Origin of the sequence: Flammeovirga kamogawensis (assembly GCF_018736065.1) — a bacterium.
GTDB classification, from domain to species: Bacteria; Bacteroidota; Bacteroidia; order Cytophagales; family Flammeovirgaceae; genus Flammeovirga; species Flammeovirga kamogawensis.
In genome coordinates this window covers 2,418,799-2,437,532 of sequence record NZ_CP076128.1, presented here as the reverse complement: position 1 = coordinate 2,437,532, position 18,734 = coordinate 2,418,799, and the positions used below count along the sequence as shown (strand labels likewise).

The 18,734-nt window shown below is 33.7% G+C and carries 18 protein-coding genes and 1 tRNA gene; 13 read left to right on the top strand and 6 right to left on the bottom strand.

Annotation, left to right across the window (positions count from 1 at the left end):
- Nucleotides 1-44 precede the first annotated feature (44 nt).
- Both KM029_RS09730 and KM029_RS09725 read left to right on the top strand, forming a co-directional pair.
- Nucleotides 45-473 (top strand): transposase, encoded by a 429-nt coding sequence (locus KM029_RS09730; protein WP_205125428.1) that lies wholly within the window; start codon nt 45-47, stop codon nt 471-473.
- A gap of 20 nt (nt 474-493) precedes the next feature.
- Nucleotides 494-1,351, top strand: coding sequence for an IS3 family transposase (locus KM029_RS09725; protein ID WP_215586340.1), 858 nt, complete (start codon nt 494-496; stop codon nt 1,349-1,351).
- A gap of 44 nt (nt 1,352-1,395) precedes the next feature.
- On the opposite strand, the gene trmD is transcribed toward KM029_RS09725, so the two are convergent.
- Nucleotides 1,396-2,127, bottom strand: coding sequence for a tRNA (guanosine(37)-N1)-methyltransferase TrmD (trmD, locus tag KM029_RS09720; protein ID WP_144073108.1), 732 nt, complete (start codon nt 2,125-2,127; stop codon nt 1,396-1,398).
- Nucleotides 2,128-2,320: 193 nt separating this feature from the next.
- On the opposite strand from trmD, the gene KM029_RS27015 reads away from it, so the two are divergent.
- The 6 genes from KM029_RS27015 to KM029_RS09695 all read left to right on the top strand — a co-directional run bounded on the left by KM029_RS27015 (nt 2,321) and on the right by KM029_RS09695 (nt 7,677).
- Nucleotides 2,321-2,455, top strand: a complete 135-nt coding sequence (locus tag KM029_RS27015; protein ID WP_260412671.1) for a hypothetical protein — start codon at nt 2,321-2,323, stop codon at nt 2,453-2,455.
- 184 nt (nt 2,456-2,639) lie between these two features.
- The gene (locus tag KM029_RS09715) at nt 2,640-3,776 is read left to right on the top strand and encodes a DNA polymerase III subunit (RefSeq protein WP_144073107.1); all 1,137 of its coding nucleotides are present in this window, start codon (nt 2,640-2,642) and stop codon (nt 3,774-3,776) included.
- Between the two features lie 167 nt (nt 3,777-3,943).
- Nucleotides 3,944-4,624, top strand: coding sequence for a ClpP family protease (locus KM029_RS09710; RefSeq protein ID WP_144073106.1), 681 nt, complete (start codon nt 3,944-3,946; stop codon nt 4,622-4,624).
- Between the two features lie 264 nt (nt 4,625-4,888).
- Nucleotides 4,889-6,124 carry an ATP-dependent Clp protease ATP-binding subunit ClpX gene (gene clpX, locus KM029_RS09705; protein WP_144073105.1) on the top strand — a complete coding sequence of 412 codons (1,236 nt, stop codon included), beginning with the start codon at nt 4,889-4,891 and terminating at the stop codon, nt 6,122-6,124.
- Between the two features lie 107 nt (nt 6,125-6,231).
- Nucleotides 6,232-6,561 carry a YbaB/EbfC family nucleoid-associated protein gene (locus tag KM029_RS09700; RefSeq protein WP_144073104.1) on the top strand — a complete coding sequence of 110 codons (330 nt, stop codon included), beginning with the start codon at nt 6,232-6,234 and terminating at the stop codon, nt 6,559-6,561.
- A gap of 75 nt (nt 6,562-6,636) precedes the next feature.
- A complete protein-coding gene (locus tag KM029_RS09695; protein ID WP_144073103.1) occupies nt 6,637-7,677 on the top strand; it encodes a glycosyltransferase family 2 protein in 1,041 nt (346 codons plus the stop codon).
- Here the strand turns inward: KM029_RS09695 and KM029_RS27160 are convergent.
- Nucleotides 7,674-7,901 carry a PspC domain-containing protein gene (locus tag KM029_RS27160; RefSeq protein ID WP_144073102.1) on the bottom strand — a complete coding sequence of 76 codons (228 nt, stop codon included), beginning with the start codon at nt 7,899-7,901 and terminating at the stop codon, nt 7,674-7,676. The genes KM029_RS09695 and KM029_RS27160 overlap by 4 nt on opposite strands.
- Before the next feature lie 241 nt (nt 7,902-8,142).
- Here KM029_RS27160 and KM029_RS09690 point away from each other — a divergent pair, with 241 nt between their 5' ends.
- The 3 genes from KM029_RS09690 to KM029_RS09680 all read left to right on the top strand — a co-directional run bounded on the left by KM029_RS09690 (nt 8,143) and on the right by KM029_RS09680 (nt 12,084).
- Complete coding sequence (locus KM029_RS09690) at nt 8,143-9,957, top strand: hypothetical protein (protein ID WP_158631016.1); 1,815 nt, start codon at nt 8,143-8,145, stop codon at nt 9,955-9,957.
- 211 nt (nt 9,958-10,168) lie between these two features.
- Nucleotides 10,169-10,936 (top strand): hypothetical protein, encoded by a 768-nt coding sequence (locus KM029_RS09685; protein ID WP_144073100.1) that lies wholly within the window; start codon nt 10,169-10,171, stop codon nt 10,934-10,936.
- Between the two features lie 167 nt (nt 10,937-11,103).
- Entirely contained in the window at nt 11,104-12,084 is a 981-nt protein-coding gene (locus KM029_RS09680) for a pyruvate dehydrogenase complex E1 component subunit beta (RefSeq protein WP_144073099.1), read from the top strand.
- Between the two features lie 170 nt (nt 12,085-12,254).
- On the opposite strand, the gene truA is transcribed toward KM029_RS09680, so the two are convergent.
- The 4 genes from truA to KM029_RS09660 all read right to left on the bottom strand — a co-directional run bounded on the left by truA (nt 12,255) and on the right by KM029_RS09660 (nt 16,124).
- On the bottom strand, nt 12,255-13,016 hold the full coding sequence (gene truA / locus KM029_RS09675; RefSeq protein ID WP_144073098.1) for a tRNA pseudouridine(38-40) synthase TruA: 762 nt from the start codon (nt 13,014-13,016) through the stop codon (nt 12,255-12,257).
- 84 nt (nt 13,017-13,100) lie between these two features.
- Nucleotides 13,101-13,173, bottom strand: a tRNA-Trp gene (locus tag KM029_RS09670).
- A gap of 156 nt (nt 13,174-13,329) precedes the next feature.
- Nucleotides 13,330-14,976 (bottom strand): dipeptidyl-peptidase 3 family protein, encoded by a 1,647-nt coding sequence (locus KM029_RS09665; RefSeq protein ID WP_144073097.1) that lies wholly within the window; start codon nt 14,974-14,976, stop codon nt 13,330-13,332.
- A gap of 83 nt (nt 14,977-15,059) precedes the next feature.
- On the bottom strand, nt 15,060-16,124 hold the full coding sequence (locus tag KM029_RS09660) for an endonuclease/exonuclease/phosphatase family protein (protein WP_144073096.1): 1,065 nt from the start codon (nt 16,122-16,124) through the stop codon (nt 15,060-15,062).
- Nucleotides 16,125-16,393: 269 nt separating this feature from the next.
- Here KM029_RS09660 and ccoS point away from each other — a divergent pair, with 269 nt between their 5' ends.
- Together ccoS and ccoN are read left to right on the top strand one after the other, a co-directional pair.
- Nucleotides 16,394-16,573: a cbb3-type cytochrome oxidase assembly protein CcoS gene (gene ccoS / locus KM029_RS09655; protein ID WP_144073095.1), complete on the top strand. Its 180-nt coding sequence runs from the start codon at nt 16,394-16,396 to the stop codon at nt 16,571-16,573.
- On the top strand, nt 16,530-18,692 hold the full coding sequence (gene ccoN, locus KM029_RS09650) for a cytochrome-c oxidase, cbb3-type subunit I (RefSeq protein WP_144073094.1): 2,163 nt from the start codon (nt 16,530-16,532) through the stop codon (nt 18,690-18,692). Before ccoS ends, ccoN begins: the two co-directional genes overlap by 44 nt.
- Nucleotides 18,693-18,734: the final 42 nt, after the last annotated feature.

Genomic DNA, 18,734 nt, shown 5'->3' with positions numbered 1-18,734 from the left:
TATATTGTCTCGTCCTGAATTAGTGTTACACAAAACGTAACATTATGAATGAAGATCAAGAATATCAGTACACTAAGCGTACGCAAAAAGATTACAGCTACTCTTTTAAATTACAAGTTGTAGATGAAGTGGAACGAGGGGAAATAGGTATAACAGCAGCAAGACTTAAATATGGAATACAAGGTCATGGTACCATCCGTACTTGGATAAGAAAGTATGGTAATTTAGATTGGGATAATAAATCTGATTTAAAAATGGGAAAGACACCAGAACAAAAATTATTGGAGCTAGAACAAAAGGTTCTATTATTAGAGAAGCAAAAAGCTTCTTTAGAAAAACAACTCTACGTAACAGATAAAAAAGCAATTTTCTTTGATATGATGATCGATATTGCTGAGGATGAGTTTAATATTCCTATTAGAAAAAAGTCTTTACCCAAGCAGTTGACCAATTCAAAAAAGAAGAAAAAATAGGAGTCAAACCGACTTGTGAATTGCTTGGGTTAAATCGACAAATTTATTATCGTTCGAAAAGGAAAGTAAAAAAGAATAATAGTATTGCATCTAAAGTAGTAGACTTAGTGAAAAGAATTCGTTTGAAGCAAACTAAAATAGGGACAAGGAAATTATATCAATTACTTCTTCCTGAATTGCAATTACTAAATGTAGGTAGAGATAAGCTTTTTGATATCATGAGGGCTAATCGACTCGATATCAAGCCTAAAAAACAATATCATGTCACTACAAATTCTCATCACAGATTTAAAAAGCATAAAAATCTTATTGAGCATTTGGAAATAAATAGACCTGAACAAGTATTAGTTTCTGATATAACTTACATAGGTGAGCGAAGTAACCCAATGTATCTCTCCTTGGTAACAGATGCTTATTCTAAGAAAATAATGGGGTTAAACGTATCAGATAGTTTGAATGCAAATGGAGCTATTGCAGCATTAAAAGAAGCACTGAAAAATAGAAACTATGTTGATTTACCAATGATACACCATTCAGATAGAGGATTACAATATTGTAGTCACGAGTATCAACGACATCTTCAGGAAAATAAAGTATTGTGCTCGATGACGGAATCTTACGATCCTTATCAAAATGCGGTAGCAGAAAGAATAAACGGAATTCTTAAGCAAGAATTTATTTTAGGAATAAAAATTAATGATCTCGATTTAATGAATAAATTTATTAGAGAATCTGTATATATTTACAATAATGAAAGGCCTCATTGGAGTAATTATATGAAGACACCTGTTGAGATGCATCAGCAAAGTGAAATAAAAATGAGAACTTATAAAAGTAAAAATAGCACCGAGTCTACACCCGATGCTATCAATATATAATAGTCTAAACCTGTAACGCTATGGACGGACTAGACATATAATAATTATTTCTTTTTTCTTTGCTTCGTCTCTTTCACTTCAGGGTGAGCTTTTAAATAGCTATCCCATAAGTCAGGTCTTCGTTTCTGAGTGCGTTTTACAGATTCTTCTAAACGCCATTCATCAATTTTAGATTCATGACCTGATAATAAGATATCAGGAACTTCTTGTCCTTTCCATTCTTTTGGCCTTGTGTAAACAGGAGGTGCTAATAAGCCATCTTGGAAAGAATCAGTTAAAGCTGATGTCTCATCACCTAATACTCCAGGTAAAAGACGAATGACAGCATCTGCAACAATAGCAGCAGCTAGTTCTCCACCAGACAATACGTAATCTCCAATGCTAATTTCTCTAGTAATTATTTCATCACGTACTCTTTGATCAATTCCTTTATAATGACCACATAGAATAATGATGTTCTCACAAGAAATAGAAAGATGATTAGCAATTTGTTGATTAAAAACTTCACCATCAGGAGTCATATAAATTACTTCTTGGTAATCACGTTCCTTTTTTAAATCATTAATGCAATTAAAAATAGGGTCAGCCATTATTACCATACCTGCACCATGTCCGTAAGCATAATCATCTATTCTGTTGTGCTTATTGTTGGCATACTTTCTTAGGTCATGCACATGTACTTCAGACAATGCTTTGTTATTTGCTCTCTGTAAAATAGAGTGTGAAAAAGGGCTGTCTAAAAGTTTAGGAACACATGATATGATATCTATACGCATGTTGAACTATTTATATCTGTTTTAAGAATTATATCAATTTTTACAAAGGTACAAACAAAGCCGGTATATTCGTTTTCTTACCCTATTAAGGTTCACATGTGTTACGATAAGTTTGTAAAATATGTAAACAATGGTTAATTTTAAGAAAGTAGAAGTCACGCTCTGCTCTGATTATCACTAATAAAATAACACTATGAAATATCTCAAACTACTGCTACTACTCTTATTTATGATGGCAATGACTAGCTGTGTGTCTTACAAAAGTGCAGTACAAGCAGGGTATAACCCCAACGATACTGATAATATTTATCATCTGGCACACGAATAAGATATACCATGAACGTACTCTTTATAAATAAGGAGTACGTTTTTTTTATGATATGTTTTTAATGTAAGAACAAAAGAATAGTGAATAATCTTTAGAATAAATTACTGATTAAATAAAGATAGAAATACTTGTAAAAATCAATGATTCATCGAACTTTGTCTAAGTTTTAATTAAACCGAATTTCATGCTTTTTGCACAAGTACCCGGAGCGTCAGACGTTAAAAAATTATTGATCCAAGTTGCACAGCAAAACAAGATTGCTCATGCTCAATTATTTATAGGTAAAGAAGGAGGAGCTCAATTAGGTGTAGCACTTGCTTATGCTACTTATTTAAATTGTGAGAATCCTACTCCTGAAGATGCTTGTGGTACATGTAGATCATGTAGAAATGCAGCAAAATTAATGTATCCAGACCTTCACTTTGTATTGCCAACCGCAGTAACTAAGAAAGTGACAAAAAGAGATCAAGCTACAACAGAAAAGTTTTTACCAGATTGGAGGTCGTTTATTAACGAGGAAAATGGACTTTATAAAAATGTAGCTGACTGGGTAGAACATATCGGTGGAGAAAACAAACAGGCTATAATTACTCGTCAAGAAAGTAGAGAGATTATAAAAGCACTATCTGTCAAAGCACATCAAGGAGGATATAAAATTGTATTGATTTGGATGCCTGAATTAATGCAAGCACCAGCAGCTAATGCAGTATTAAAGATCCTAGAAGAACCACCAGAAAAGACTTTGTTTTTTATGGTAACTAATGATGCAGAGAAATTAATTGCAACTATTTTATCAAGAACACAAAAAGTATATGTTCCAACTCCAAGTGATGAAGATTTGACCTCATTTTTGGTAAAGCAAAATATGGAGCTAGAAAAGGCAAAGAGAGTTGCATTCCTTTCTGATGGTAACATTCGAGAAGCATTACGAATAGCTTCAGATGTTCCAGATCAAAGTGAACAATTATTTAAGTCTTGGATGAGATCTTGTTTTAAGGCAAGCTATACTGAAATTATCACAAAGTGGTCTGAAGAGTTTAATAAATTAGGAAAAGAGGGGCAGAAGAACTTTTTTAAATTTGGTCTTACCTTATTTAGAGAAGCAATGCTTATTAAGAATGAGGCGGATGCAGTTGTAAGACTTGATCAAGAAGCTCATGAATTTGCTAAAAACTTTTCTTCCGTATTAACAGATTCAAACCTTCCGGTACTTGTGAACAGTTTTAACGACGCTTATTATTTTATTGAAAGGAACGGAAATGCAAAGATAATTTTTGTGAGTTTATCAATTAAAGTAGGAAGAGCTTTCGGCAGAAGGTAAATTTTTTCGAAAAAACTTCAAAAAAAACGGTAATCAGTAAAGATTTTTCTTCTCTCGTAACGGTATTATTTTATATTTGTATAGGGAAGCATTAAAAATCCCTCTGATAGAACTTTTTTTATTAGAAAATCGATACTAATAAGCGATAACTCATAAAATTTTAATATATGGACTTTAAGAACGAATTCAAGAAATTTGCCATGAAAGACCAAGGCATCTCAAGCCTTCACATGGATAGTTATATTGGTAATTTTGAAAACATGACACGTACAGTAATTGAAGAGCGTGATCGTCGATTTGCAGAAATTGATGTGTTCTCTCGTTTAATTGCTGACCGAATCATTTTTATGGGTACTCAGGTAGATGATAATATTTCAAATATTGTGATTGCTCAATTACTATTTTTAGAATCTCTTGATGCTAAGAAAGATATCTTGATGTACATTAATAGCCCAGGTGGTTCTGTATATGCAGGTTTAGGAATGTATGACACTATGCAATATGTACGTCCAGACGTAGCAACAATCTGTACTGGTCTAGCTGCATCTATGGGTGCTGTATTATTAGCTGGTGGTGCTGAAGGTAAAAGAGCTGCTCTTCCACATTCAAGAATCATGATCCACCAACCATTAGGAGGTGCACAAGGTCAAGCTTCAGATATTGAAATCACAGCTCGTGAGATTCAAAAATTAAAGAAAGAATTGTATGAGATTCTAGCAAAACATTCAGGTCAGCCTTATGATAAAGTATGGCAAGATTCTGATCGTGATTACTGGATGCGTGCTCAAGCTGCTAAGGAATACGGTCTAATCGATGAGGTATTGACTAGAAACCCTGGTGATAAGTAATAAATAATCATTATTCTGTTTGTATCAACTTTTATATGGTAACAATTCAAGCTTATCATAAATTAAAATTTTACAAATAGTGTGAATGAATAATTAGAAGAGGGAAGTGTTTGTACATTTCCCTCTTACTCATTGTATAAAAGTGCAATTAAATATGTAACTTGCACTTTAATTATATGAATAAACATCTTGATTATTAAGATGTTTCTGTGAAGAGAAGGGATCTCTTCATCATTTAGGAGAGAAAAGGCAAGGAGAGAATAAATGAAAGGTAATTTCTGTTCATTTTGTGGCGCACCGAAAGACACGGTTGAATTAATGGTTTCAGGCCAAAACGCCCAAATATGTAATAACTGTATTGAGCAAGTACACCAAATCTTAATGGAGGAAAGAAAACCTCGTAAAAAAGATGAGGAGTCGTCTGAATTTGCTCTGAAAACACCTGCAGAAATGAAAAAACATCTTGATGAATATATTATTGGTCAAGATAAAGCAAAAAGAGTATTATCTGTAGCTGTATATAACCACTATAAACGTCTGAATCAAAAATCAGATCCTGATGATATCGTGATTGAAAAATCAAATATTATCATGACTGGAAATACAGGTACTGGTAAAACTTTATTGGCTAAAACATTAGCAAAAGCATTACAAGTACCATTCTGTATAGCAGATGCAACTGTAATTACAGAGGCAGGGTATGTTGGTGAAGATGTAGAGACAATCTTAACACGTTTATTACAAGCTGCAGACTATAACGTTGAGCAAGCAGAACGTGGTATTGTTTATATTGATGAAATTGATAAAATTGCTCGTAAATCTGATAATCCATCTATCACTCGTGATGTAAGTGGAGAAGGTGTACAGCAAGCTTTATTGAAATTATTAGAAGGTTCTATTGTTAACGTTCCACCACAAGGAGGTCGTAAACACCCAGAGCAAAAATTGATTTCAGTAAATACAGAAAACATCTTGTTTATCTGTGGTGGTGCATTTGCAGGAATTGCAGATATGATCGCTTCTAGATTAAATACACGTCCTATTGGATTTGCAGGAGAGAAAGAAGACCAGCCAGTATTAGATAAAGAAGAATTATTAGAGTTTGTAACAGCACAAGATTTAAAGCGTTTTGGAATTATACCAGAACTTATTGGTCGTTTGCCTTTAGTTACTTACTTAAAGCCTCTAGATAAGGATGCTCTAAGAAATATTCTAACAGAACCGAAGAACGCATTAACTAAACAATATCAAAAATTGTTTGCAATGGAGGATATCGAGTTAGAAATTACAGATGATGCATTAGATTACATTGTTGATAAAGCAATGGAATACGATCTAGGAGCAAGAGGGTTACGTAGTATTTTAGAAGCAATTATGCTTGATGCAATGTACGAAATCCCATCAAAAGAAGAGAAAATTGATAAATTTGTTGTAGATAGAGAATATGCCTCATTGAAATTTGAAAGCTCTTCTCATGCAAAAAACTTAAGAGTAGCTTAAGAAGTTCTACATCACCATTTATTTTATAAAATAGCAAACAGCAAAGACACTCTTAGAGTGCTTTGCTGTTTGTGTTTATATTTAACCTCACATATAATCGATATATTATGGATTTTAGCAATATGTTTGGACAGCTTAAAGATGTTCAAGAAAAATTAAAACTGGCACAAGAAGAGTTAGTGAATGTAGTAGCAGAAGCAGATGCTGGTGGAGGAATGGTTCGTGCAACAGCAAACGCAAAAAAACAAGTTATAAAGCTTGAAATCGATCCTTTATTATGTAAAGAAGAAGATCGTGAAATGTTACAAGATCTAGTTATCGCAGCTGTTAATAAAGCAATTGCCGAGGCTGATCAGAAAGGACAAGAACGCCTTATGAAAACAACTAAGGGAATGATGCCAAATATTCCAGGAATGGATTTTGGAAATATGGGCTAGATAAATTGACAAGGTTCGCCTTGTCAATTTCTTTTTTTAAGACAAATAAACTATCAGACAAGTTTGTTGACATATATGGAGCCAACAAAAAAATTACCTTATAATGAAGTAGCTGTTGTTATACTCAATTTTAATGGTAAAAAGTTTTTAAAAGAATTTTTACCATCAGTATTGAATAATAGTGATGGTGCAGAAGTTATTATTGCTGATAACGGATCAACAGATGATTCATTAATTTGGTTAAAAGATAATCATCCTACTGTACGTACTATTGTTCTTGATAAAAACTACGGGTTTACAGGAGGTTATAATAAAGCTCTTGATCAAATTAAAGCAAAATATTATGTGCTTTTAAATTCTGATATTGAAGTGCCAGAAGGCTGGTTGACACCATTATTAGAATTGATGGAGACTTCTCCTGAAGTTGCCGCTTGCCAGCCAAAAATCAAACTTTTCTCTGATAAAAAATATTTTGAACACGCTGGTGCTGCTGGCGGATTCATGGATTATATGGGTTATCCGTTCTGCCGAGGACGTATAATGCATACATTAGAAGAAGATAAAGGGCAATACGATACTACAATTGATATTTTTTGGGCTACGGGAGCCTGCTTATTTATAAGAGCAGATTTATACCATGAGTTTGAAGGCTTAGATGATAAGTTTTTTGCTCATATGGAAGAAATAGACCTTTGTTGGAGGTTAAAAAGTGCTGGTCATAAAATTAAGGCAGTCTGTTCATCAGAAGTTTATCATGTTGGGGGAGGAACGTTAAGTAGAGAAAACCCTAAAAAGACCTACCTCAACTTTCGAAATGGCTTATTTTTACTCTTTAAGAATTTACCAGCTTCTAAATTGTTATCGGTTCTTTTTTTTAGAATGATATTAGATGGTGTAGCTGGAATTCGATTCTTATTAAGAATGGAATTGGCAAACTTTTGGAGTATTTTAAAAGCACATAGGGATTTCTACCTCACTTTACCCTACTTAATAAAACAGAGAAAGAAAGTGAAAGTAAAACGTATTGATTTTAAAGTAGTATATGACCACATGATTGTGAAAGAATACTTTCTAAAGAAACATACAACATTTGACCACCTCAAAGAATGGAGTTAAAAAAGCTTTTCTCTAACATTTTGAGATTGTCTGATGTACTTTCTAATATTGATAAAAAAGTGTAAAGAAAAGTATAAAATTATAGGTGAACCAAAAGTGAATAAGGAAGCATAGATAAAGTATAATCGAATACTGTTTGAGGCAATATTAAGCTTTTTTCCAAGCTTACTACAAACTCCAAATGCTTGCTTCTCAATGAATTTTTGAAATAAAAGGGTATTCATATTTATTATAATTTGTTAATGTTTTAAAATAATGATAATGCCTTACACTTACCTAATTATGAATAGTATATCTTTGCAAACTGAAATTTCAGCTGACTAAAATGCTAAAATTATATCAATCTATTCTTTTTTTTAATTAAAAGTTCTAAAAAAAGTTAAGATTTGTACTGTAAAGATGAATTTTGGCAATTGACAGGTAAATTGCGATTTCTAGGAATAGAATAAATTTTGGATGACGATTATGAACAAATACACTAGTGCATTGTCTACAGTTCTTGCTGCAGGCACCTTGTTTTTCACAAACTGTTCGAATGTGGATGTAAACAAGATGGCAGAGGAACAAGGAATGACAATAAATCCTTCACCGCTTGAATTACACGGTGACTCTGTAGTTTTTGATATTGAAACTAAGTTACCTCCTAAACTATTAAAGAAAGGTTACACGTATGACGTTGTAGTACAATACAACCCTAACGATGCTGAGCCTATCGAAGTTGGTGTGGTAAGTTTCAACGGAGACGATTATGCAGATGCTCCTGAAGCTACTCCTGCATTAAGCGAGCACATGGCTTTTGCTTATGAGGATAAGTTCAAAAGAGGACAATTAGAATACTTAGGTCGTGCGACTAAAGTAAAAAATGAAAAAGTAAAAGAAAGTAACGATGGTGCTTTCGCTGCAATGCCTAATGGCCAAGGTCAAGGTGTTATTACTACTGTGGAGAATGTACAACCTACATTCATTGCTAACTATGCAGATCACGGTTACAACAATGCAGAAGAATATATCCCTACTAACGTAGATTTCTTCTTTATGCAAGGTTCATCAGTATTACGTTCTTCTGAGAAGCGTGGTGCAGAAGGTAAAGAGTTAACAAACTACGTATCTGCTGCTAACCCAACAAGAACTGTAACTATTACAGGTTCTCACTCTCCAGAGGGTTCTACTGAAGCGAATACAAAGTTAGCGAACAAACGTCCTGAGGCGGTTCAAGCTTACTACTCATCGTTAATGAAAAAATATAAGGTTGCTGAGGAAGATGCTCCTCAATTTGTAACTAAGCCAGTTGTTGAAAACTGGACTGCATTCAAAGCAATCTTGAAAGATTCAGATAAATTTACAGATGCTGAAAAAGACGAAGTTCTTTCAGTAGTAAACGGTTCTGGTGATTTCGTATCTAAGCAATTGAAATTACAGTCTCTTGCTTCTTACAAAAAATTATTCCGTTACGTATATCCACCATTACGTAATGCTAAATCTGAGATCTTACAGATCAAAGATAAGCTTACTGATGCTGAGATTCAGTCTCGTGCTGCAAGTATCTCTGAAGGTCAAATGGGCTTAGACTCATTAACTACTCCTGAGTTACTTTACGCTGCGAACTTATCTTCGGATTTAGACGCAAAAGTAAAAATTTACGAAGCTGCTGTACGTAAAGACGACAGTGCAATTGCTCACAACAACTTAGGTGCAACTTTCTTTGCTCAAGCAAAAGAAGCTAAAGATGCAGATGCTGCTATGGCATTAGTTGAAAAAGCAATTCCTCACTTTGAGACTGCTGCTAAGTCAGAAAGTCTTCCTGAAGCTTATGCTAACCTTGCAGGTGCTAAGTTATTAAAAGGTGATGTTGCTGGTGCTCAAGCTGACATTGAAAAGGCTGCTGCTTCTAGCAACCCTCAAGTAGCTGCAACAGTTAACGCTGTTAAAGGATATGTTGCAATCGGAGAAGGCGATTACGATGGTGCTATTCAGTACTTATCTTCTGCTGGAGACGATTCTGATGTTCTTTACAACAAAGGTTTAGCTTACCTATTACAAGCTTCTAAGTCTGGTGCATCTGATTACTCTCAAGCTTCTTCAGCTTTCTCTGAGTCTATCAATGCTAAAGATAACGAATGGGCTCACTACGGTGCTGCTATCGTTGCTGCTAGACAATCAAAAGCTGATGATGCTATCAAAGAAATCAAAGCTTCTGGTGATTTGAAAACTAAAGCTGCTCAGGACCTTGAGTTCTTCAGCTTATGGGATAACGAAGATTTTAAAGCTGCTACTAAGTAGTTTTTAGATATATAAATCTTTAAAAAGACCCTTTCAGTTAATTCTGAAAGGGTCTTTTTGTTTGTATGTAATTTTATATTTTGGATTAAATCTTATTCCATTATTAAGGTCTATTGACAATAACTAATTGTCTATAAGGTAAGTAGAGTTGTTTAAGTATTGTCTATAAAGACACCCAAACAATTTTTATTTATTTTATAATTATTTTCCTATGAAAAAGATTTTTATTGCCCTCTCATTGTTTATCTCATTACTTTCTTGTTCAAAAGATAAAGAGGAAAAAGAAGTTGAAAACGAATCTCATCTAATGGCTCTTAGTAAATTATCTACTCAAAATAGAATGGATGAATTGTCTATTGAAAATAAAGAGCTCTTAGATTCTCTTAAGAAGCTGAATGATTTACTTGCTGTTCAGTCAACTTTAGCAAGCCCTGTTTCTACGGTACCCACAATAGGAACAACGGCACTTACTACTCCTTTGACATCACCTGTAGCATCAACGCCAACAAGTAATGTGACTTCTAATGGACAGCTACTTGGTAAGCTTACTACTGAATTAAGCCAAATTAAAGGAGCGTATAGTTTAGCATTAACTGAAAATAAGAAGTTAAAAGATGATTTAAAAAAGTCATCAGCAACTAAAAATCCAACTACTTTGAGTCAAATAAAAGCTTATCAAGCAAATGAAATGAACTTGAAGAAGCAGGTAGATCAATTGGTTCAAGAGAAAAAGAAATTAAAGAGCAGTTCGGTGAATCAGCAATTACAAATTCAACAACTACAAAATGATAAAGGACAATTAGAGTTCACAATTAAAGGAGTGGATATGCAAAAAAACGCTGCAGAAAAGAAAAGTCAACTTTTAGAAAATAATTATAATGCATTGAAAATAGCTGTTGATATAGAGTTGAAAAAGCATAAATTAAAATCTAATTGGATTCCATCTCAATTTGGAGAGGTTCTAAAAATTACAAAATAACACTATAATAAATACTCTATTCTATTGGTTACTAAAGGTTCTTCTATTAATTATCAACTATCTAGTGGCAATTAATAAAGAGAACCTTTAAAAAATAGACGAAAACTTACTATCTTGGCATCCGAAAACGAAAATACTGATATAATTAGCCAGACTTTTAATAAGTAATGAGAGAAATTCAATTCAGAGAGGCACTTAGAGAGGCGATGCAAGAAGAAATGCGTCGTGACAAAGATGTCTTTATCATGGGTGAGGAAGTAGCCGAATACAATGGTGCATATAAAGTAACTCAAGGTATGTTGGACGAATTTGGTCCAGATAGAGTTATTGATACTCCTATCGCAGAACTTGGTTTTGCAGGTATTGGTGTTGGTGCAGCAATGAACGGTACACGTCCAATTGTTGAATTTATGACATTCAACTTCTCGTTGGTAGCAATTGACCAAATAATTAACAGTGCAGCAAAAATTCACTCAATGTCAGGTGGGCAATATTCTGCTCCAATGGTATTCCGTGGACCAACTGGTAACGCTGGACAATTAGGTGCTCAGCACTCACAAAACTTTGAAAACTGGTATGCAAATACTCCAGGTTTAAAAGTTGTTGTACCTTCTAATCCTAAAGATGCAAAAGGTTTACTTAAAGCATCTATCAGAGATAACGATCCTGTTATCTTTATGGAATCTGAAGTAATGTATGCTGATAAGGGTGAGGTACCAGAGAGTGAGTATGTTATTCCAATCGGTGTTGCAGATCTTGTAAGAGAAGGTGCTGACGTTACATTAGTTTCTTTTGGTAAAATGATGAAAGTAGTAAATGAAGCTGCTGCAACATTAGCAAAAGAAGGTATAGAATGTGAAGTAATTGATTTACGTACTGTAAGACCAATCGATTTAGATTGTATCTTAAAGTCAGTAAAGAAAACAAACCGTTTAGTTGTAGTTGAAGAGGCTTGGCCTTTAGCGTCTATCTCATCAGAGATTGCTCATCAAGTACAATTACATGCATTTGATTATTTAGATTCTCCTGTTGTTAGAATTACAAATAAAGATTTACCACTTCCATATGCACCTACATTAATAGAGGAAATTCTTCCTAATGTAGAGCGTACTATAGAAGCAGTTAAAAAAGTAATCTACAAGGCATAGTCTTAGTAAAATTACAGATATATTAAAACCCTTGATAACTTTACGTTATCAAGGGTTTTTTTATGTATTTATGTAAAAATCTATTCTATGAAATAATAAGCGAACTTCAGATTTTGTGATAAACTTACAAAGTAGAAAGTAAGAGTATGTGTTTTGATTTATCTGATGTATTAACGCTCAATTTTTTTGATAAAAAGTTCTTCAGGGTATAAAACTTCAGAAAGAAATAAACCTTTGCCAGGAGCAAGGTATTTAGCTGCACGTTGTCTATCCATAGAACGTAATGTTTCTCTCATGTAATCTAAAGACATTCTACCCATACCAACTTCCATCATGTTGCCAACAATAATTCGGATCATACCTCTTAAAAATCGATTGGCTTGAATATGGAATGTGTAATTAACCCCATCATTTAGCCAATAGCATTGCATAATATCACAGATATGTGTTTTTACATCTTCACTTTTTTTAGAAAATGCCGTAAAATCATCAAACTCCATTATTACTTTAGCTGCAGCTTGAAGTTTATTGATATCAGGCTTTCTAAAATAGCTCCAAGCTGTGTCAATTCTGAAGGGGTCTTTTTCTAGAGTAATATCATACCTATAACTTCTCTTTGTAGCGTCAAAACGAGCATGTGCATCGTCTTTCATAAGCCAAAGACTTTTAACAACAATATCATGTTCTAAAAAGGAGTTGACTTTATGAAGTAGGTTTTGTCCTTCAAGATCACCATCAAAATCAAACATGGCGTATTGTTGCGAACAGTGTACCCCTGTATCTGTTCTACCACTTCCAATAGTATTAATTTCTGTTCTCAATATTTTTGATAACACAAAATCTAACCTGCCTTGAACAGTTTTAGCATTAGGCTGTACTTGCCATCCGTGGTAATTTGTTCCTAAGTAGGCAACTTCTGCAAAATATCTCATTTTTTAAAAGTGAAATTGGAAGGGTTTAAAAATGCAGTATAAACAAAAAACCACAAATTCTATTAAAGAACTTGTGGTTTATAGCACGGGCGGTAGGATTCGAACCCACGACCTGCGGTTTTGGAGACCGTAACTCTACCAACTGAGCTACGCCCGTGTTTGTGTCCGTTTTCTTAAGACATTACAATATTACGCTGAATGTAGATATAATGCAAATTCTTTCTAGAAAAAATAGAACTCCTGTTTTTATATCATTCATTATGAGATAGAAATATTGTAGAGGTACCTAAAAATAGTACCTCTACAATTTATTTTATATACCCAAGGCTTTAATTCCTTGATTAAATACTACATCTGTTGGGATATTAGCAGCATCAATTTTATCTAAGTCTTTTTGAAGATCAGGAGTAATTCTACCCATTTCTTTAACTAAGTTAGAAACTCCGTTGTAATCACCATCTCCTTGAAGTTGTAAAATTTTACCTGAAAGTGCATTCATAGCTTCTTCCATCTTAGCATAGTTTACTTTGTAGAAACCTGTTTTGGTGTCATGTTCAAAAGCACCATATTGCTTAAAGAAGTTAAAACGAATCATATTAGCAACACCATGAGCAGAAGCAGCACCAAAACGTACAGATCTAAATATTCCTGCTAAGAAAGTGGTGTAATATTCTTTCATATTGCCATCAAGCTCACCCTTTTTATTTAGCTGAGAAACCATATATAAGCCAAGAATATCAGCTTTGCCTTCTTCTAAGGCCGATGCATGTTCTTTGAGTGCTTTTCTTACTGTACCTTTCCCGTTGATCGTTTCTTTTACTCCAAGGCCATGTGCTACTTCATGAAACATTGTATTTGCAAAGAATGCATCAAAAGTTACATACTTACGTTGTGAGGGATCGATAAGAACATCTGAGATAGGTAATAATATCTTATCAAATTTTGCTCTCATTGCATTTTTTAATTGCAGACGACGAGACCCTTTTTGTTCTTGTACTCTTTCATCATTTGGAAGGTTGATAGCGATTGTTTTACTACCTGCATTACAATCTCCGGCATAATAAACAACATCATAAGCATTCAATTGAGAATCTGTACCTGGCATCTCAGATTTGTATTTCTTATTTACAGGTAATCCACTTTGTAACTCAGGTAAGAACGATGCGTACTTTTCTAATTTTTTAGACCATTTCATGTCTTTTATTAGAACATAAGCCTCAAAAGATGTTTTATAACCAAATAATTTATCTTCATAATTTTCTATGGGGCCAACAACAAAATCAATTGGATTCGATTTCATATCCATCCAAGCTAAATCTGAAGTGAAATAATCGTTAGAAAGTAGTGCTTTTGCTCTAAGATCTAAATATTTTTTTAAACCAGGGTCATTTGCTAATTGTGCTGACTGTGAAAGTAAAGAAGCTGCTGCTTCTAACTCATGCTTATATTCTTTTGAGTAAGGAATAACTTTTAATTCTCCTCTAGAATCTCTTCTAATAACGGTATATAAACTAGTCTTATCGCTGTTTTTTAATGCTTCAAACTCAGTTTTAGTCATATCCTGAGGGTAGAAATTAGCACCAAGAGGCTTTTTAGCAATTCCATCAATAAATGGCTTATTGTCTTGTAATCTATCCCAAGGGCCATAATTGATTGCAGCATATTTTTTAAGCTCTTTAGTTGGAAGAGATTCCATTAGAGAGTTCTTGTCACCATATGCTTGTTTCCAAAAAATGTTGTCCATGATTTTTGCAACCTCGATCATGTTTTTAATCATTTTCTTCTGGTTAGAAGACAGGTTACTAGTATTGGCTGTTAAAGTAAAGTCAGTGTATTCAACAAGACTATTTACTTTTTTCTGCACAATTACTTCTTTTTTTTCTGTTTTTTTCTCGTGACTACATCCTGAAAATAATGCAGTTCCTAGTGCTAAACCGACCAAAAGGGTTGATTTCTTCATGTTTATACTTCTAAGTTTAAATCAAATCTGTAAAAAGAAAAAGGTGCAAACCCCTTTCTTTGTTCAAGACTACAAATAATATTTTAATTTTTAAATGATAATCGTGCCGAAATTGGATAATGATCAGAGTAAGTCTGTGAGTAGTTTGTCTCAAAAGACTCAATATTTAATCTTTCATCATCAAAAAATAATTGATCGATCCGAAAAGGAAGTGTGGTTAACGTAAACCCAAAACCAGTTCCTTTTGATTCAAAACCATTAGACAGTAGTTTTTGCAACTGATTGTAAGCATATCCGTAAGAAGATTCATTAAAATCTCCGCACACAATTACAGGGTGTGGACTCTTTTTAATCACGGTAGTTAACAAGTCAATCTGTTTACTTCTAATAATTGCACCATTATGTATTTTTTGAATACTAGCAATGCATTTTTCGATAAAAGAATTTTTGATAGGTTCACCATTATCTAGAATAATAGATTGTAAATGACAATTGATAATGCGTAAGGTATCTTGATTAGGTATTTTTAAGTCAGCAATGAGTAATCCATTAGTAGTAGAACCTCCTAGGTGTTTAAAATCTATTTTCTCTGCATGTATTATAGGAAATTTAGAAAAAATAGCTAATCCAAAAGTAGCACCAATATGATTGGTTAGAAAGGGAGGTGCATATACTTGATAGCCTTGTTGTGTTCCTAGTTTTTTATTTATTGTGAATAGTTTATCGGGGTTTTCCTTTACCATTAAAGTATCGCAGTTATAGTATTCCTGGAAGCAATAAATATCAGTACTATCTTGTTTAATCCAGTTCATTAGATTTCGAGATTCTAAGTAATCATGGTTTAAATAAGCATAAACATTAAAAACAGAAACATTATAACTCATTATACTGAATGATTTTTGTGTTTTTGATGTTATGGAATATTGAAGGGTAGCACTAAGTATAGAAATAACACCGACAATATAAATAAGAACGAAAATTAGGTAACCTTTTTGTTTATTTTTGATTTCTAATAATAAACATCCCAAAAACAATATCCCTAAAAAAGGTGTTATTAATGAATAAAATATTGCTAGAGGCATTACAGCTTCAGAAAGTCTAGCAAAGAGTGCGAATGATAAAATAACAACGCCAAAAAATCTAATCATAGGCAAATATAAAAAACTTCTTTAACCTGTTATTTATCACCTTTTTTTTGAAAATATCTCTCTAAATTTAATAAGTATTGCATAAAGCATATTACAACATGACCTATGTCATGTTTACTATGGTAAAACTTGCCCCTTAGTATATTCATTGCATTTTGATTTATTGACAAAAGTCAATGCATAAAGATGACAACGGTCATGTAATGAGGTGGTGTATCAGAATTATCTTTGTGCAATATTAATTGGAACTCTTTTATTTAAAATATCTTATGAGTGCAATCATTGTATTGATCGGAATCAGCCTTATTATAGCTTTGACTTTCTTAGCCATTTTTATTTGGTCTGTAAAATCAAATCAGTACGAAGATACTTACACTCCAAGCATCCGAATATTATTCGAAGAAGATGATCGACAACGAACAACAGCACAAAGGGACGACAAGTGCTAACTTAGAGCACTTTGCGTACGACAATGTGATTGTAAAGAATTTTGCAATTGCAACAATGTTTTGGGGCGTAGCCGGTATGGTCGTAGGACTACTAATAGCGCTACAATTAGCAAACCCTATTTTTAACCTTGGAGAGATTTCATGGTTAACATTTGGTAGACTTAGACCTCTTCATACAAACGCAGTTATTTTTGCATTTGTAGGTAATGGGATGTTTGCCGGAGTTTATTATTCACTTCCACGTTTAGTGAAAGCTAGAATGTATAGCGACCTTTTAGGTAAAATACATTTCTGGGGATGGCAATTAATCATTCTTGCAGCATTAATAACATTACCTTTAGGATTTACTCAAGGTAAAGAATATGCTGAATTAGAGTGGCCAATTGATATTGCTATAGCTGTTATTTGGGTTGTTTTTGGTCTTAATATGATCATGACCCTAGTAAAAAGACGTGAGCGTCATTTATATGTAGCTATTTGGTTCTACCTAGCAACATTTGTTACTGTAGCTGTTTTACACATTGTAAATAGTTTATCATTACCATTATCATTGTTTAATTCTTACTCTGTATTTGCAGGTGTTCAAGATGCATTAGTACAATGGTGGTATGGTCATAATGCAGTTGCATTCTTCTTAACTACTCCTTATTTAGGTTTAATGTATTACTTCGTACCTAAAGCTGCTAATAGACCAGTTTATTCTTACAGACTATCTATTATTCACTTTTGGTCGTTGATATTTATATATATCTGGGCAGGTCCTCACCATTTATTATATACAGCTCTTCCAGATTGGGCTCAATCTTTAGGTACAGTTTTCTCTGTAATGTTGATTGCTCCTTCATGGGGTGGTATGTTGAATGGTCTTTTGACACTTCGTGGTGCTTGGGATAAAGTTCGTACAGAACCAATCTTGAAATTTATGGTTGTAGCACTTACTGCTTACGGTATGGCTACTTTTGAAGGTCCTATGTTATCTTTCAAAAACGTAAATGCAATAACGCATTATACTGACTGGACAATTGCTCACGTTCACGTAGGTGCTTTAGGATGGAATGGTTTCTTAACGTTTGGTGTATTGTATTGGTTATTTCCAAAAATTTACCGTACAAAATTACACTCATTAAAGCTTGCAAATGTTCACTTCTGGTTAGGTACTTTAGGTATTGTATTCTATGTTGTTCCAATGTATTGGGCTGGTTTAGTACAATCATTAATGTGGAAAGAATTTACTCCTGAAGGATTCTTAAAATACCCTAACTTTTTAGAAACAGTAACGCAAATTGTTCCAATGTACGCATTAAGAGCATTTGGTGGTTTACTCTACTTAGTAGGTGCTTTAATAGCAGCATATAACTATTATATGACAGCTATTTCTGGTAACTTGTTAAGAGATGAAGAAGCAAGTGCACCTCCATTACAAGGTACTCATAAAGTAAAAAGATGGCATGAATGGATTGAGGCTCGCCCTATCCAAATGACGATCTTATCTACAATTGCAATTTCTATCGGTGGTTTAGTTGAATTCTTACCTACATATTTTGTAAAAGAAAATACACCAACTATCTCAACGGTAAAACCATATACACCATTAGAATTAAAAGGACGTGATATTTATATCCGTGAAGGATGTTATTTATGTCACTCTCAAATGATTCGTCCTTTCCGTTCTGAAACAGAAAGATACGGTCCTTATTCTAAATCAGGTGAGTTTGTTTACGACCATCCATTCCAATGGGGTTCTAAACGTACAGGTCCAGATTTAGCTAGAGTTGGTGGTAAATACCCAGATTCATGGCATTATAATCATATGCTTGATCCAGGTTCAATGTCTCCAGGTTCTATCATGCCTTCGTACCCATGGTTATTAGAAGATGATATTTCTGTGGATGATGTACCAGCTCAAATCTCATTAATGAGAAACTTGGGTGTACCATACGAAGAAGGATATGAAGATAAAGCAGTTTCTGACCTTGATAAACAAGGAAAAGAGATTACTGAAAGTCTAATTAACGATGGAGCAGATACTGCACCTCGTAAAGAAATTGTAGCCTTAATTGCTTACTTACAACGCTTAGGTGTTGATGCTGGTAAAGCGAACGACGTTCCATTAAAATAAAAAAATGCACTCTCTTGGTAGTGATTTACCAAGAGAGGCTTT

Bases quoted from the DNA above. Each gene is read 5' to 3' on its own strand.
- trmD (WP_144073108.1), bottom strand. From the start codon at position 2,127: ATGCGTATAGATATCATATCATGTGTTCCTAAACTTTTAGACAGCCCT.
- KM029_RS09715 (WP_144073107.1), top strand. From the start codon at position 2,640: ATGCTTTTTGCACAAGTACCCGGAGCGTCAGACGTTAAAAAATTATTG.
- clpX (WP_144073105.1), top strand. From the start codon at position 4,889: ATGAAAGGTAATTTCTGTTCATTTTGTGGCGCACCGAAAGACACGGTT.
- KM029_RS09710 (WP_144073106.1), top strand. From the start codon at position 3,944: ATGGACTTTAAGAACGAATTCAAGAAATTTGCCATGAAAGACCAAGGC.
- KM029_RS09730 (WP_205125428.1), top strand. From the start codon at position 45: ATGAATGAAGATCAAGAATATCAGTACACTAAGCGTACGCAAAAAGAT.
- ccoS (WP_144073095.1), top strand. From the start codon at position 16,394: ATGAGTGCAATCATTGTATTGATCGGAATCAGCCTTATTATAGCTTTG.
- KM029_RS09665 (WP_144073097.1), bottom strand. From the start codon at position 14,976: ATGAAGAAATCAACCCTTTTGGTCGGTTTAGCACTAGGAACTGCATTA.
- KM029_RS09685 (WP_144073100.1), top strand. From the start codon at position 10,169: ATGAAAAAGATTTTTATTGCCCTCTCATTGTTTATCTCATTACTTTCT.
- KM029_RS09695 (WP_144073103.1), top strand. From the start codon at position 6,637: ATGGAGCCAACAAAAAAATTACCTTATAATGAAGTAGCTGTTGTTATA.
- KM029_RS27015 (WP_260412671.1), top strand. From the start codon at position 2,321: ATGAAATATCTCAAACTACTGCTACTACTCTTATTTATGATGGCAATG.
- KM029_RS09700 (WP_144073104.1), top strand. From the start codon at position 6,232: ATGGATTTTAGCAATATGTTTGGACAGCTTAAAGATGTTCAAGAAAAA.
- ccoN (WP_144073094.1), top strand. From the start codon at position 16,530: ATGATCGACAACGAACAACAGCACAAAGGGACGACAAGTGCTAACTTA.
- KM029_RS27160 (WP_144073102.1), bottom strand. From the start codon at position 7,901: ATGAATACCCTTTTATTTCAAAAATTCATTGAGAAGCAAGCATTTGGA.
- KM029_RS09690 (WP_158631016.1), top strand. From the start codon at position 8,143: ATGAACAAATACACTAGTGCATTGTCTACAGTTCTTGCTGCAGGCACC.
- KM029_RS09660 (WP_144073096.1), bottom strand. From the start codon at position 16,124: ATGATTAGATTTTTTGGCGTTGTTATTTTATCATTCGCACTCTTTGCT.
- truA (WP_144073098.1), bottom strand. From the start codon at position 13,016: ATGAGATATTTTGCAGAAGTTGCCTACTTAGGAACAAATTACCACGGA.
- KM029_RS09680 (WP_144073099.1), top strand. From the start codon at position 11,104: ATGAGAGAAATTCAATTCAGAGAGGCACTTAGAGAGGCGATGCAAGAA.